Origin of the sequence: Acinetobacter baumannii (assembly GCF_009759685.1) — a bacterium.
Taxonomy (GTDB): Bacteria; Pseudomonadota; Gammaproteobacteria; order Pseudomonadales; family Moraxellaceae; genus Acinetobacter; species Acinetobacter baumannii.
This window is the reverse complement of record NZ_CP046654.1, coordinates 2,584,563-2,599,345: the sequence shown is the minus strand read 5'-3', so window position 1 is coordinate 2,599,345 and position 14,783 is coordinate 2,584,563. Positions and strand designations below refer to the sequence as shown.

The window sequence follows — 14,783 nt, the reverse complement described above, 5'->3', positions numbered from 1 at the left end:
TCATCATGAAGAAAGTTGTAACGCTACTCTGCGGAATTTATTTCATTGGCCTGACTCATGCCGAAACGCAATATAACCCACCACCTATTCAGCTTGAGCCTTTAGCAAAATTTAGTGTTGATCTAAATGCGCCTGTTTGGGAATTAGGCACAACCAGTGATGCAGGTAAACGCCGAATTATTCCCATTACGGGCGGGACATTTGAAGGAAAATCACTTAAAGGCCGCATTTTAAATAATGGCGCAGATTGGCAAATTGTCGACAGTAAAGGATTAGCCATTATTGATACGCGATATTTGTTAGAAACCGATGATGGTGCGCTTATTTACCTTCAAACCAAAGGTTACCGCCATGGCTCGGCAGAGACGCTAAAACAGCTTGCCCAAGGCAAAGATGTGGACCCGAAAAACTACTATTTCAAAATTACCATGCAGTTTGAAACCAGCTCACCAAAATATTTATGGCTCAATCAGACCGTTGCGGTAGGCAGTGCAATGCGCTTGGGTAAAGCAGTTATTTATGATGCCTATACCCTGAAATAATAATTTTTATAACACCTACAAAAAGGATGGAGCCTTCATTATGGATCAAAAAACTTTAGAACACTTACCGCCCATCCATCACCATTTGGGTGGACATAATATCCATTGGAATGACCAAAACACTGAACTCACCATCCACTACACGGCGCTAGAATGCTTTACCAATCCACGCGGCACCGTTGAAGGCGGCATGATCTGCGCCATGCTTGATGATGTGATGGGACTTTTTGCATATTTCGCTAATGACCGTAAACCAGCCACCACCATCACCTTAACAATGGATTTTTTAAGGCCCTGTGCTGTGGGCGAAGTCATTACAAAATGCCGATTCATTAAACAAGGCAAAACCGTACTGAATCTCGAAAGTGAAGCTTGGCAAAACAACAAAATGATTGCACGAAGCACAGCTAATTTTCTGGTTTTAGATTAATTACAAACATTCATTCAATAAGGATATGAATAAATGAATTACACCAACAATAAACGAATTTTGACCCGCTCCGCTTTGGTGCTTGCCATACTTGGTTCTTTGGCAGGCTGTGGAAGTGATAATGATGACACAACGGTTCCGTCAACAACCAAACCACCGCAGTTATCTCCTGCTGTTGGCGTAAAAATGACAGGAAGCTGTTCAGACTTACTCGGATTTCAGTACAACAATACCGTTATTAGCTCAGCTACCCTTCAAGAAGCAGGTACATTGACTGTCGCCAACAAACCGATTGGCGCACATTGTTTGGTCAAAGGTTATATGGATCAACGGGTAAGCCCTGTCGATGGACAAACTTATCAAATTGGTTTTGAAATGCGTTTACCTGTTGATTGGAACGGCCGTTTCCTCTATCAAGGTAATGGCGGAACCGATGGCAACATAGTGCCTGCAACGGGTCAGGTCGGCAGCGGCGGTCCACTCACCAATGCCCTACATGATGGTTTTGCGGTCATTTCTTCCGACGCAGGACATAATGCTTCACAAAATCCAATGTTTGGTTTAGACCCTCAAGCCAGAATTGACTACGGTTATGGTGCAATTACCAAACTCACGCCTATGGCAAAAAACCTAATTAAAGCCGCATATGGTAAATTGCCAGACCGCTCCTATGCAGGCGGTACATCTAACGGTGGGCGTCATGCCATGATTGCTGCAACTCGTTTGGGCGACCAATATGATGGAATTTTAGCAAGTACACCAGGTTTTCACTTACCTCGTGCAGCTGCGGCTCAACTCTATACAGCACAGCAGCTCCGTCGTGTCGCAACAGATGAAAATGACTTAAGTACCGCACTTACTCTTTCAGAGCGTAAAGTATTAGCAAAAGCGATTTTAGATCGATGCGATGCTTTAGACGGTGTTGCAGATGGACTGGTTCAAGATGTCGAATCTTGTCGTACAGCTTTTGATATTCATAAGCATGTACCCGTTTGCTCAAGCACAAGAGATGGTACTTGTTTAAGTACCGAACAAATTGATGTATTAGCCAACATTTACCGTGGTCCTGTAAATTCGGCTGGACAAGCACTCTATGCAACCCAACCTTTCGACCCGGGTTTAGTCGGTAGTAACTGGGCAAGCTGGAAATTTGAATCTTCGGTGGGAACAGCGCGTGACCCCGTTGCAGTCGGCATTCTTTTTCAGGTTCCACCAGACCCAACTGTGACTCAAAACTCTAGACAATTTGCCTTTAATTTTAACTTCGATACCGACTATCCAAAACTCTCGGCAACCAATGATGTCTATACCGAAAGTTCCATGTCATTCATGATGCCACCCGATGAACTCAATCTAGATAAACTCCGTAATCACGGTGGAAAAATGATTGTAGTACAAGGCACAGCAGATGGCGTTTTCTCTGTAGATGACACCCAAAATTGGTACGATCAACTGCTACAACACTATAAATATGATGCGAAAGGTACAGCGCCTGAATTTGCGCGTTTCTTTAGAGTTCCGGGTATGAACCATACCCGTGATGGCATTGCGACCGACCAATTTGACGCATTGACTGCTTTAGTTAATTGGGTCGAATATGGGCAAGCACCTGACAAAATCATTGCAACTGCACGCGGTGCAGGTAACCCGAGTGGTCAAGTGAATACTGAACTTCCACCAGACTGGGCACCAGACCGTACCCGTCCACTTTGTCCTTACCCACTGATTGCTCGTTACAATGGTCAAGGCGATAGCGAAAAAGCCGAAAACTTTAGCTGTAAATAACACCCTATAAAATTAAAAGAGAGCTAAACAGGCTCTCTTTTTTATCTTAATCTTAGCTCAAGCTTTACTGCTTAAACTTTTTAATACTTTTAGACAAATGAGCTCGCATCATTTGTCTAGCCAACAAACCATCCTGATCGACAATTGCGTTATAAATATTGACATGATCATGGTGAACCGCTTTTAAATATTCTTCGCGATTTTCAGGACTTTGCTCAATAGATTTAACACGCGCACGTGGAATAATTTTTTCGCCAAGATACTTTAAAAAATCAACGAAATATTGGTTTTCAGAAGCTTCAGCAATGGCAATATGGAAATCATAGTCAGCTTTTACCGTACCATCATTTGCATCTGAAGAAATATGTCGTTCAAAGTCTTCAAGCGCAGCTTTCATTTTATCGATGTGGATTTGCTTACGGCGCTCAGATGCTAAAAAGACAGCTTCAGATTCAAGACTAATCCTAAGCTCAAGCAAGGAAATAATGTCATTAATGGTTTCTAAACTGGCATTAGACAACAGAAAATTTTGCTCAACTGTCTGCTCTTTGACAAAAGTACCAATTCCGTGACGAGTCTCGACAAATCCTAATGAACGCAACTCAGTAATTGCTTCGCGAATGACAGAACGGCTTACTTCAAAAGTTTCAATTAATTCAAGTTCGGTCGGGATCTTTTCTCCAACTTTAAATTCTCCAGACTGAATTTTTTCGATCAGTTGTTCTACAATAATCTGGCTTAGTTTTTTTGTTGATCTAGGTTTAATTGCGCTAGACATAATCTGAAGAACTCATGAAATGTTGAAAAAAATTATAAAATTCATTTTACTATAAACTTAGCCGATAGTCATATTCGGTTTTTAGATCCCTAAGTTATTAAAAATAAAATATTTTCTCTCACTTATTAAACCACTACTCATATTTAAAAAGTAAGCAATTTGTGCTTATTTAAATATTTAACAATTCATTGAATAAGTTAAAAAATATGCAGCTCAATACTCTTGATTAAGCTGCACCATTTTTAAATTTGGGCCTGAGTTAACTGCCCATTGACCAGACGAGTAATCTGTAGCGGATTACTGTCTTTTAATGCATCGGGTAATAATACTTGTGGCGTATTTTGGAAGCATACCGGACGCAAGAAACGCTCAATTGCTCCCGTACCTACCGAAGTGCCACGGGCATCACTGGTTGCAGGGAAAGGGCCACCATGTACCATAGCATCCGATACCTCTACGCCTGTTGGGAAACCGTTAAACAATACACGGCCAGCTTTACGAGTTAACAAATCAAGAAGCTCGCCTGCCTTAGACAATTCGTTTTCATCACCAATAATGGTTGCTGTAAGCTGTCCACCTAAAGCTTCAATACCCTTCAACAGAGTGGCTTCATCTTCGACCGCAATCACAATCGACATCGGTCCGAAAACTTCATGTTGTAGTTTTGGGTTGCCTGACAATAAAACAGATTGGTCCGCTTTAAACAGATGTGCTTTTGCTTGAGAAACCAACTCAGGTTCCTGACCCGATGCAATGACCTCAAAACCAGCTTCATTTATTAATGCATCAATACCAGTTCGATAGCTTTTTAAAGTACCTTCATTCAACATAACCTGAGGCACAGCTTTCTGCGTATTTTCAACTAAAGCTGTAATAAAGCGGTCAAACTCGGGGCCTTTTACACCTAAAATTAGACCGGGTTTTGTACAGAACTGGCCACACCCCATATTAAAAGAAGCAACCGTATCTTGTGCGATTTGTTCACCACGTGAATGAAGTGCTTCAGGTAAAACCACCACAGGGTTCACACTCGACATTTCAGCAAAAAATGGAATCGGCTGAAGGCGGCTCTGCGCAAGGTTATAAAGCGCCATTCCTCCTTCAAGTGAACCTGTAAAACCAGCTGCTTGAATGAGGGGATGTTCCACCAAGTTTGCACCAATACGGCCGCCAAAAATCATATTGAATGTGCCTTTAGGCATACCGCAAACTTCAATTGCTTTTTCAATGGCTTCTGCAACAAGCTCAGCAGTCGCCATATGGCCAGAGTGTGCTTTAAAGACAACCGGACACCCTGCTGCTAAAGCAGCTACGGTATCACCGCCTGCAGTTGAAAATGCAAGTGGGAAATTACTCGCGCCAAATACGGCAACTGGTCCTACCCCAACTTTATACTGACGCAAATCAACACGCGGTAAAGGCTTACGTTCTGGCAATGCCACATCAATACGAGCACCATAAAAATCGCCACGGCGTAAAAGTTCAGCAAATAGTCGAAGCTGACCAGTAACACGGCCTGTCTCTCCTTGAAGACGAGCAAGTGGTAAGCCTGTTTCAAGTGAAGCGACTTCTTGCAGGTTCGCACGTAATGCTTCAATTTGGCGAGCAATTTCCTCAAGAAAAGAGGCACGTTGTTCTTGAGTCGTTTGGCTATAAACTAAAAAAGCGTTATGTGCAGCTTGAGCAGCCTGATCTACTTCTTCAAGTGTTGCCTGACTAAATACATAACCTGTTGGTTGATAGTCTTTTGCAGCTATACTTTCTAGAGCTGGCGCATTTACAGCAACGCGTTGACCATTAATAAACTGCCGACCGTTATTTTTACTCATTTTAAAGCTCCAATACCTAAACAGTTAGAATTATTGCGGACCAAGTGTCGCAATGAGCGCAGCCAAATCTTCATAGTCTGCTTGAGTTAAATCACTTAATGGTGGACGCACAGGGCCTGCATCATGCCCAACAATTTTGGCACCTGCTTTAATCATACTTACCGCATAACCTGATTTACGGTCGCGAATTTTAATCAGTGGCAAGAAGAAATCTTTAATCAAACGATTGGTTGTTTCAAAGTCATCACTGCGAAGCGCGTTATAAAACTCCATAGCAGTCTTTGGAATAAAGTTAAATACAGCTGATGAATAAACTGGGCAACCTAAGGCTTTATATGGCGCTGCAAAAACTTCTGCTGTCGGCAAGCCACCTAAATATGACAAACGGTCTCCAATAGTTTGAGTCACTGCCGTCATCATATCGATTTGACCAGAGCTGTCTTTAAAACCGATTAAGTTCGGGCACATCTCAGTTAACTTTTGGATCGAATCGAGATTTAATCTTGATACGCTACGGTTATAAAAAATTACGCCAAAGTCTACTGAGTTACATACTTGCTTAACGTGTTCAATTAAACCTTCTTGGCTTGCTTCAGTTAAGTAATGTGGCATTAACAAAATACCGTGTGCCCCTAAACGTTCCGCTTCTTTTGCCTGTTCAATCGCCTGACGTGTCGGACCACCTGCCCCAGCAATAATCGGTACACTGCCTTTGCATGTATCTACCGCAGTTTTAATTACTTCAGAATATTCATTGCCAGTTAATGAGAAAAACTCACCTGTACCACCTGCAGCAAATAAAGCACTGGCGCCGTATGGAGCTAACCACTCAAGACGTTTTGCATAAGAAGATTTATTAAAATCTCCGTTTTGATCGAAATCTGTTACCGGGAAAGACAGTAAACCATCAGAAATAATGTTTTTTAACTCAAGAGCATCCATTTGCAAGTTTCCATACGTGTTTATGTTGTCAGACATCTTACATCATCAATCTAATTTCTTTCAATATCTTTTTTCTTTTTAAAATTAATTTTTTTTATAGCAATAAAAAAGCTGCCCCAAAGGACAGCTATCAATTCAATATTTAAATACGAATCGAGTCAGATTAACGAACCAAACATGGCTTTTTATTATTAAAAGTCCAATTAGGAATCAGAAATTGCATCGCATCCGCATCATTACGAGCTCCTAAACCTTTTAACTTATAAAGTTCATGGGCTCGATTAATTCGATCCCAATCAAGTTCGACGCCAAGTCCCGGTGCTGTTGGTACCTGAATTTTACCGTCTTTAATTTCAAGCGGTGCTTTAGTCAGTTGATCTGTACCTTCTTGCCAAATCCAGTGCGTATCAATTGCAGTCACATTACCCACGGCAGCCGCCGCAACATGGGTAAACATGGCAAGGGAAATATCAAAGTGATTATTTGAATGCGATCCCCACGTTAAGTTATACATTTTACATAACTGAGAAACACGCACCGAACCTTCCAATGTCCAGAAATGCGGGTCAGCTAATGGAATATCAACAGCTTGCAATTGAATACTATGCGACATTTCCCGCCAGTCGGTCGCAACCATATTCGTGGCGGTCGGTAACCCCGTTGCTCGCTTAAACTCAGCCATAATTTCACGGCTTGAATAACCTTGCTCTGCACCACACGGGTCTTCTGCATAGGCCAGCACACCTTTTAAATGTTTACCTAAAGCAATTGCTTCATCTAAAAACCACGCACCATTTGGATCAAGCGTCACACGTGCATCCGGGAAACGGCGCGCAATTGCAGTTACTGCCTCAGCTTCTTGTTCGCCCTGTAACACGCCACCTTTTAACTTAAAGTCTTTAAAACCATAACGGTCATAAGATGCTTCTGCTAAACTCTGCACAGCCTCAGGTGTTAACGCTTTTTCATGACGAACTTTATACCAATCATGGTTATGTTGAGGTGTAGTCGCATAGTCTAATGAAGTCTGTTTGCGGTCACCAATAAAGAATAAATACCCTAATACTTCAACTTCACTACGTTGTTGCCCTTCACCAAGTAAACTTGCAACATTTACATTTAAATGCTTACCAAGCAAATCAAGTAATGCCGATTCATAGGCCGTTATAACATGAATTGTGGTACGTAAATCAAAGGTTTGATTGCCTCGACCACCACTGTCACGATCGGCAAAAGTTTGCTGAATTTTTTTGAGCAAGTTTTTATATTCACCAATCGGCTGCCCTTCTACCAAGGCTTTAGCATCATTTAATGTCGCTAAAATTTTCTCTCCGCCTGGAATTTCACCTACACCAATATTGCCAGAGTTATCTTCAATGATGAGTATATTACGAGTGAAATAAGGTCCATGGGCACCACTCAAATTGAGCAGCATACTGTCATGCCCAGCAACAGGGATTGCTCGAATGGATTTAACAAGAGGTGTAGAGGTCGCCATTAAAATACTCCTTGGCATACTGATACTATTTTTTCATTACCAAAACTTATAAGACATCAGACAACTTGTCAATATAAACTCGCACAAAAATTATTTTTCGAGCCTACTTGCCAAAATAATATTTTTAATCATATGATGTCATACATCTAAAGGCGCGGTTTTAGAATTAGGACTATAGAGTAGATACAACATTCCGTTTTCTCATCTATTCTATCGATGAATTTGACATGACGTCACCTATTTCACGGATATGCAAATAGGTCGATTATTAAAAAGAGTTTGTATATGGATAATCTGCAAACAAATATTGCTGTAGTGACTCAGCAAAGAGCCAAGCATACAAAAACTCGCTATTACATTCTTGCGATGATTTTTTTGGTCACGGCTTTTAATTACGGTGATCGTGCAACTCTCTCAATGGCAGCAACGCCAATGTCTCATGAACTGGGAATTGACTCAGTCACTATGGGATATATTTTCTCGGCCTTTGCATGGGCCTATGTGATTGGTCAAATTCCAGGCGGCTGGCTACTCGATAAGTTTGGTGCTCGCCGTGTATATTTCTGGAGCCTGTTTTTATGGTCTTTGTTCACTGTTTTAATCGGTTTTACCGACATTTTAGGTGATACTGCAACCATCATTACTTCGCTCTTTATACTCAGATTTTTAGTCGGTCTGTCTGAGTCACCTGCTTTTCCGGGTAACAGTAAAATTGCTGCTGCATGGTTTCCAACAAAAGAACGTGGAACTGCCGCTGCCATTTTTAACTCATCCTCTTATTTCTCGACCGTACTTTTCGCTCCCCTCATGGGCTGGCTTGTTGCAACCGTCCACTGGCAGTCTATTTTCTGGGTCATGGGTGGTTTAGGAATCATTCTTTCCTTTATCTGGCTCAAGGTCATTTATAGCCCGACCAATCATCCAACAGTAAATCCTGAAGAAGTAAAATACATTGCTTCAGAAGGTGCTTTACTCGATATGGGCGAAAACAGCCAAAACGCTAAAAAAGAGAAAATTACTTGGAGTAAAGTTAAACAACTTCTTGCTTCACGTATGATGCTCGGTATTTTTATTGGCCAATATTGTGTAAATACACTGACCTATTTTTTCTTGACTTGGTTCCCTGTTTACCTTGTCAAAGAAAGACATCTCAGCATTTTAGAAGCGGGTTTTGCAGCGGTTGCACCAGCACTCTGTGGCTTTGTAGGCGGAATTTTAGGTGGCTTAATTTCAGATAAGTTAATTCGAATGAATTACAGCTTAAGCTTTTCGAGAAAGCTCCCTATCGTAGTCGGCTTCTTGGTTTCAACCTCAATTATTTTATGTAATTACGTAGATTCTCAAGCAGCAATTGTATTCTTTATGTCCTTATCATTCTTCGGTAAAGGAATCGGCTCTTTAGGTTGGGCAGTGATGTCTGACGTTGCACCCAAAGAAATGGTTGGTTTATCAGGTGGAATGATGAATGCATTTGGTAATACAGCAGGAATCGTGACCCCAATTGTGATCGGCTATATCTTGGCAAGTACTGGCTCTTTCAACCTTGCATTAACTTATGTCGGTGTACATGCCATCGCAGCTGTCATTTGCTATACCGTTATTGTCGGTAAAATTCAGCGTTTCGAATTAAAACCTACTTCTTAAACCTTTACACCATAACGCTTAAACACATTAAGCGTTATGACCTCTCTTCAAATGTATACAAGGAACGATCATGCTGAAGCCTCTCCTAATAAGAATCAGTCCTCTCGATAATGTAGCCATTGTGGTCAATGACGGTGGCTTACCATCCTCTACATATATTGAAGAATACCAACTCACCTTGGTTGATGAAGTACCACAAGGACATAAGGTTTTATTGGAGCCGTTAAAGCAAGGTGAAGCAATTGTTCGTTATGGCGAAATCATTGGCTATGCCAATAAAGATTTAACCGCAGGTTCTTGGGTGAATGAAGCCGTTACCCAAATGCCAGAGGCACCTGAGCTAGATGATCTTGAATTAGCAACTCGCCCCGATCCTAAGCTTCCTCCACTGACCGGATATACATTTAAAGGTTATAAAAATAAGGATGGCAGCGTCGGCACAAAAAATATTTTAGGTATTACGACCAGTGTTAACTGTGTAGAGGGTATTGTCGATTATGTCGTTAAAATTATTGAACGTGATTTACTTCCGAAATATCCAAATGTAGATGGTGTAGTTGGATTAAACCATTTATATGGTTGTGGTGTGGCAATCGATGCACCCGCTGCAATTGTTCCTATTCGTACCATACATAACCTTGCACTCAACCCTAATTTTGGTGGAGAAATTATGGTGGTGAGTCTGGGCTGCGAAAAAATGCAACCCGAACGACTTTTAAATATTCCTAAAGAAAACAAATATATTCCCCTAGCAAACGAAGATATTATTCAATTGCAAGATGAGCGCCACAACGGTTTTGAAAGTATGGTGAACCATATTTTAACCGTGGCAGAACAACACCTTGAAAAGCTTAATCAACGTACTCGAGAAGAAGTTCCAGCCTCTGAATTAGTTGTAGGCATGCAATGTGGTGGGAGTGATGCATTTTCCGGAGTTACCTCTAACCCTGCCGTTGGTTTCGCAGCTGACTTGATTGTGCAATGTGGCGGTACAGTCATGTTCTCTGAAGTTACGGAAGTCCGCGATGGTATTCACCTACTTACTCCACGTGCAGCAAATGAACAAGTTGCCAAAGATCTAATTCGGGAAATGAAATGGTACGATGACTACTTAGCAGCAGGCCAAGTAGACCGAAGTGCCAATACCACACCCGGCAATAAAAAAGGTGGACTGAATAACATTGTAGAAAAAGCGATGGGATCAATTGCAAAATCGGGCCGTTCACCGATTGTAGAAGTTCTCGCACCGGGCCAAAGACCGACTAAAAAGGGTTTAATTTTTGCGGCCACCCCTTCGAGTGACTTTATCTGTGGTACGCAGCAAATGGCATCGGGTATTACCGTTCAAGTCTTTACCACAGGCCGCGGTACACCCTATGGGTTAGCAGCCGTACCTGTCATTAAAATGGCAAGCCGAAACAATATTGCAAACCGTTGGTATGACCTGATTGATATCAGTGCTGGCGATATTGCGATTGGGAAGAAAACTATTGAAGAAGTGGGCTGGGAACTTTTTGAGCTGATTTTACTCGTGGCTAGCGGTGAGAAACAAACGTGGTCGGACCGTTGGGGTATTCATAACTCACTCGCTGTATTTAACCCTGCACCAGTGACCTAATAAGGTTTAAAAGATGAGGCATATCACCTCATCTTTTTCACATTTCCCCTATTAATTACGACACATTTCACCAAAACTTAACATCGCTGCTAAAATAACATCGAAAATTAAGAACTCTATTTCTCTATGCAAAATCAGACTGCTTCAAATCTCCCCTCAACTCAACTTGGAAAAGCGCTGCTTTGTCTTATGACATCAGCGTTATTGTTTTCCATTATGGGAGTGTGCATTCGTTTTGCTTCACAAACGGTAGATAACGCGACCGTCGTGTTTTTTAGAAATGCAGTGGGTTTATTTATTTTTATTCCGATGCTCTTTAAACAAGGTTTAGACTTTATTAAAACCGATAAACTCTGGATGCATACGTGGCGAAGTATTGTCGGGCTAGCCGCAATGTATGGTTTTTTCTATGCTATTGCGAACTTAAAACTATCGAATGCTATGGTTTTTAGTTACTCATCTCCTATCTTTATTCCACTGATTGCATGGCTTTTCTTAAAAGAAAAAATTACTAAATCGATGATTTTTGCTGCTGTTATTGGGCTCGTTGGGGTTTTATTTGTCGCTAAACCCGACCAAGGTTTATTTAATGCACTATCTTTTATTGGCTTGGGTGCATGCTTTTTATCAGCAATGGCTTTTGTCACCGTAAGAGCTTTAACCAGTACAGAGCCGCCTGAACGTATTGTTTTTTACTTCTGTATTTTTGGTAGTTTAATTTCCTCTATTCCGATGTTTTGGCATTGGCGTATTTTCACTTGGCACGAATTAAGCCTACTGATTGCCGCAGGACTTTTAGCAAACATTAGCCAACTATTTATGTCTTATGCCTATAGCTTAGCGCCAGCAGGACAAATTGGCCCCATGAATTACATTGCTATTATTTTTGCAGGAATATGGGGATTTGTTTTTTGGCATGAATTACCGGATCTGTTTAGCATTATCGGCATATTTATTATTTTATTTGCCATTTTGCTCTGTAATCCATTTTTGCAGAAAAAGTTACTTTCTCGATTTAAATAGCCGGCATACCTGATTCTAATTTAGATACTGTATTCGATACTCATTTGGTGAAATGCCCGTCCAGTGGCGATAGGCTTTTCTAAAATTAGAAGTATCTGAAAAGCCAATTCTTTCGGCAATTTCATCTACGGTTAAAGTTGTTTCTCGCAAATATTCATCCGCAAGACGGCGCCGAGTCTCATCTAACAACTCTTGGTAAGTCAAATTAAACCCTGCCAAGCGTCGATGTAAGGTCCTCTTTGACATATGTAAGCGTTCGGCCATTTCTTGAGCCGATGGAAAAAGCCCTATTCCATCCAATAATATTAAACGGATTGTTTTCACCAACTCGGGCTCCTCAAGTTCAGCAGCACCTAACATCCGCTCACAAAACGACTTACACATATCAGCGGTAATCGGGTTGGCATTTGGGCAAGGTACATCGAGCCACTTTAAATCAAAGTGCCATTGCATCACCCCAGCATTAAACTGAACAGGACAATGAAAAATTTTTTCATATTCTTCTGCATAGTCAGGCGCTGGATAGGGCAATAAAAGCTTCTTCGCTTGAAATGGTCCTTCAAGCACACGTTCAATTAAGGTTTGCATGGAGCTAAACCAAAACTCGCACACTAAAGGCAAAAGTTTACCAAGTGCAATAATGTCCTGCCCTTCAAAAATGGCAACATCATCTCGAATATAAAATGACTTCTTTAAAATAGGCCCTGCAAGCTTAATGTGTCGGATACCAAGCTCTACCGCTTGTCTAAAATTACGTGAGGAATATAACGCATAGCCATATACCCCAAAATCAGACAACCGCTGCTTTTGCCCTGCGCGCAGACCAATGAGTGGATCATGTGATAGCTTTTGAATATTTTGAAATAGCTGAATTTTTTGGACTTGGGAAATATATAAAGAGGATTGATTTATCTCATCTGTTGAAATATTCGTGCCAGATAAAACATCGGATATTGAATGGCCTTGCAAACCCATTTCATCAAATAAACTGGTTAAACCTAGCAAATATGTATTGGCACCCAAGAGTGTATTATCATAATTTCCTTCGATAACACTATTTGCATTTTTATAAATATTTTTAGGCATTTAATTCACACCATCCCTAGAGTGACGTGCATAATGGCACTAAACTACCTCTTGTTGTCTCAATTTAACATCGACCATATGACGCTTCAAGCATAAAGTATGATAAGCAAAAGTATGGAAGGAATAATAATGGAACAGTCCACCTTAAAAGAATATAGCGGCTCTGCCACTGAACATATGGAACTTATTTTTTCCAAACAACGTGCCAATTTTGAGGCAGATCCTTACCCAAGTCTTGAAGCACGCCGCACAAAACTGCATAAACTTAAAAAACAAATTATCCGTTATCAAGATGCTTTGGCTGCCGCGATTAATGCTGACTTTAGTTCAAGATCACTCGATGAATCTAAACTACTAGATTTGCTTGGTTCTGTGTTGGAAGCTGATCATGCGATTCATCATTTACGCCGCTGGATGCGTCCAAGTAAACGCCGTACCGAGCTTTTATTTTTATCGAACCGTTTAAGTGTGCAATACCAACCTAAAGGCGTGGTTGGTGTGATTGTTCCTTGGAATTTCCCCGTTTATTTAGCACTTGGCCCGCTCATTGCAGCTTTGGCTGCGGGCAACCGAGTCATGATTAAACTCCCTGAAATTACACCGAATACCAATGCAATGCTAAGACGCATGCTTGCTGAAGTCTTTAATGAAGATGAAGTGGCGGTTTTTGGTGAAGAAATTACAGACCCAGCAAGATTTACCTCTTTGCCATTTAACCATATTGTATTTACAGGTTCTCCTGCCATTGGCAAAGTCGTCATGCGAGCTGCTGCTGAAAATCTAACACCTGTTACACTTGAGTTAGGTGGCAAATCACCGGCCATTGTGAGCCGTAATTACCCACTTGCCGATGCGGCAAAACGTATTACCCATGGCAAAGCAACTAATAGTGGTCAAATCTGTGTAGCGCCTGACTACGCGTTGGTTCCCAAAGAAAGTATTGATGAATTTGTTGAAGCTGCGAAATCAAGCTTTATAAAAATGTTTGGTCAAAACATTGAAAATAATGAGAATTACACATCCATTGTGAACGACCGCCATTTAAAACGTATTCAAGATATTTTGACCGATGCGCAAGAAAAAGGTGCCCTTATTATTCCTTGCGATACTTATAGCTTTGACCAACAAGGTCGCAGGATGCCTGTGCACATTGTGCTGAATTGCACGCCAGACATGCGGATTATGAAAGAAGAACTCTTTGGCCCTATTTTACCTGTGGTGGCTTATGATTCTTTAGATGATGCGATTACCTATGTGAAATCGGACGAACGGCCTTTAGCACTTTATTGCTTTACGCATAGCTCAGTAGAACGCGACCGGATTTTACGTGAAACTCATTCGGGTGGTGTGACCATCAATGACTGGGGTTGGCATGTAGTTAACCATGATGCTCCTTTCGGGGGTATCGGCAACTCAGGTATGGGTTCATATCATGGCGAAGAAGGTTTCCGCGAACTTTCACATGCAAAAACTGTATTTATTCGTCATCGGTTTTTCCCGACTCAGCTTTTCCACCCTCCTTATGGAACATTCCTTCAAAAGTTAGCGATTCGCTTTTTCTTGAAAAAAGGCGATCCAAATATTAAGTAACCATTATAGAAAAAGCCT

Annotated in this window: 12 protein-coding genes; 7 read left to right on the top strand and 5 right to left on the bottom strand. The window is 41.3% G+C overall.

Annotation, left to right across the window (positions count from 1 at the left end; translation table 11 throughout):
* Positions 1 to 5: 5 nt before the first annotated feature.
* The 3 genes from GO593_RS12430 to GO593_RS12420 are packed head-to-tail and all read left to right on the top strand — an operon-like array spanning position 6 to position 2,757.
* Entirely contained in the window at positions 6 to 542 is a 537-nt protein-coding gene (locus tag GO593_RS12430) for a DUF3237 domain-containing protein (RefSeq protein WP_000758292.1), read from the top strand.
* Positions 543 to 582: 40 nt separating this feature from the next.
* Positions 583 to 972 carry a PaaI family thioesterase gene (locus tag GO593_RS12425; protein WP_000372407.1) on the top strand — a complete coding sequence of 130 codons (390 nt, stop codon included), beginning with the start codon at positions 583 to 585 and terminating at the stop codon, positions 970 to 972.
* Between the two features lie 33 nt (positions 973 to 1,005).
* Positions 1,006 to 2,757, top strand: coding sequence for a tannase/feruloyl esterase family alpha/beta hydrolase (locus GO593_RS12420; protein ID WP_001110022.1), 1,752 nt, complete (start codon positions 1,006 to 1,008; stop codon positions 2,755 to 2,757).
* A gap of 64 nt (positions 2,758 to 2,821) precedes the next feature.
* Here GO593_RS12420 and GO593_RS12415 read toward each other — a convergent pair whose 3' ends face one another.
* The 4 genes from GO593_RS12415 to gudD all read right to left on the bottom strand — a co-directional run bounded on the left by GO593_RS12415 (position 2,822) and on the right by gudD (position 7,804).
* Positions 2,822 to 3,535 carry a FadR/GntR family transcriptional regulator gene (locus tag GO593_RS12415; RefSeq protein ID WP_000092890.1) on the bottom strand — a complete coding sequence of 238 codons (714 nt, stop codon included), beginning with the start codon at positions 3,533 to 3,535 and terminating at the stop codon, positions 2,822 to 2,824.
* Between the two features lie 242 nt (positions 3,536 to 3,777).
* Complete coding sequence (locus GO593_RS12410) at positions 3,778 to 5,364, bottom strand: aldehyde dehydrogenase (NADP(+)) (RefSeq protein WP_000042110.1); 1,587 nt, start codon at positions 5,362 to 5,364, stop codon at positions 3,778 to 3,780.
* Between the two features lie 30 nt (positions 5,365 to 5,394).
* A complete protein-coding gene (gene kdgD / locus GO593_RS12405; protein ID WP_000339250.1) occupies positions 5,395 to 6,306 on the bottom strand; it encodes a 5-dehydro-4-deoxyglucarate dehydratase in 912 nt (303 codons plus the stop codon).
* Positions 6,307 to 6,469: 163 nt separating this feature from the next.
* The gene (gene gudD, locus GO593_RS12400; protein WP_000235940.1) at positions 6,470 to 7,804 is read right to left on the bottom strand and encodes a glucarate dehydratase; all 1,335 of its coding nucleotides are present in this window, start codon (positions 7,802 to 7,804) and stop codon (positions 6,470 to 6,472) included.
* Positions 7,805 to 8,089: 285 nt separating this feature from the next.
* Between gudD and GO593_RS12395 the strand changes: the two genes are divergently transcribed.
* The 3 genes from GO593_RS12395 to GO593_RS12385 all read left to right on the top strand — a co-directional run bounded on the left by GO593_RS12395 (position 8,090) and on the right by GO593_RS12385 (position 12,089).
* Positions 8,090 to 9,448 carry an MFS transporter gene (locus GO593_RS12395; protein WP_000369462.1) on the top strand — a complete coding sequence of 453 codons (1,359 nt, stop codon included), beginning with the start codon at positions 8,090 to 8,092 and terminating at the stop codon, positions 9,446 to 9,448.
* A 70-nt stretch (positions 9,449 to 9,518) separates the two neighbouring features.
* Positions 9,519 to 11,066, top strand: coding sequence for a galactarate dehydratase (gene garD, locus GO593_RS12390; protein WP_000917354.1), 1,548 nt, complete (start codon positions 9,519 to 9,521; stop codon positions 11,064 to 11,066).
* A 126-nt stretch (positions 11,067 to 11,192) separates the two neighbouring features.
* A complete protein-coding gene (locus GO593_RS12385; RefSeq protein ID WP_001181019.1) occupies positions 11,193 to 12,089 on the top strand; it encodes a DMT family transporter in 897 nt (298 codons plus the stop codon).
* A gap of 15 nt (positions 12,090 to 12,104) precedes the next feature.
* Here the strand turns inward: GO593_RS12385 and GO593_RS12380 are convergent, their stop codons facing one another.
* Positions 12,105 to 13,175 (bottom strand): AraC family transcriptional regulator, encoded by a 1,071-nt coding sequence (locus tag GO593_RS12380; protein WP_001125598.1) that lies wholly within the window; start codon positions 13,173 to 13,175, stop codon positions 12,105 to 12,107.
* Positions 13,176 to 13,304: 129 nt separating this feature from the next.
* On the opposite strand from GO593_RS12380, the gene GO593_RS12375 reads away from it, so the two are divergent.
* The gene (locus GO593_RS12375; RefSeq protein WP_000438219.1) at positions 13,305 to 14,765 is read left to right on the top strand and encodes a coniferyl aldehyde dehydrogenase; all 1,461 of its coding nucleotides are present in this window, start codon (positions 13,305 to 13,307) and stop codon (positions 14,763 to 14,765) included.
* The last annotated feature ends 18 nt before the right edge of the window (positions 14,766 to 14,783 follow it).

Excerpts from the sequence above, each read along its gene's own strand:
- GO593_RS12430 (WP_000758292.1), top strand. The coding sequence starts at position 6 with ATGAAGAAAGTTGTAACGCTACTCTGCGGAATTTATTTCATTGGCCTG.
- GO593_RS12425 (WP_000372407.1), top strand. The coding sequence starts at position 583 with ATGGATCAAAAAACTTTAGAACACTTACCGCCCATCCATCACCATTTG.
- GO593_RS12420 (WP_001110022.1), top strand. The coding sequence starts at position 1,006 with ATGAATTACACCAACAATAAACGAATTTTGACCCGCTCCGCTTTGGTG.
- GO593_RS12415 (WP_000092890.1), bottom strand. The coding sequence starts at position 3,535 with ATGTCTAGCGCAATTAAACCTAGATCAACAAAAAAACTAAGCCAGATT.
- GO593_RS12410 (WP_000042110.1), bottom strand. The coding sequence starts at position 5,364 with ATGAGTAAAAATAACGGTCGGCAGTTTATTAATGGTCAACGCGTTGCT.
- kdgD (WP_000339250.1), bottom strand. The coding sequence starts at position 6,306 with ATGGATGCTCTTGAGTTAAAAAACATTATTTCTGATGGTTTACTGTCT.
- gudD (WP_000235940.1), bottom strand. The coding sequence starts at position 7,804 with ATGGCGACCTCTACACCTCTTGTTAAATCCATTCGAGCAATCCCTGTT.
- GO593_RS12395 (WP_000369462.1), top strand. The coding sequence starts at position 8,090 with ATGGATAATCTGCAAACAAATATTGCTGTAGTGACTCAGCAAAGAGCC.
- garD (WP_000917354.1), top strand. The coding sequence starts at position 9,519 with ATGCTGAAGCCTCTCCTAATAAGAATCAGTCCTCTCGATAATGTAGCC.
- GO593_RS12385 (WP_001181019.1), top strand. The coding sequence starts at position 11,193 with ATGCAAAATCAGACTGCTTCAAATCTCCCCTCAACTCAACTTGGAAAA.
- GO593_RS12380 (WP_001125598.1), bottom strand. The coding sequence starts at position 13,175 with ATGCCTAAAAATATTTATAAAAATGCAAATAGTGTTATCGAAGGAAAT.
- GO593_RS12375 (WP_000438219.1), top strand. The coding sequence starts at position 13,305 with ATGGAACAGTCCACCTTAAAAGAATATAGCGGCTCTGCCACTGAACAT.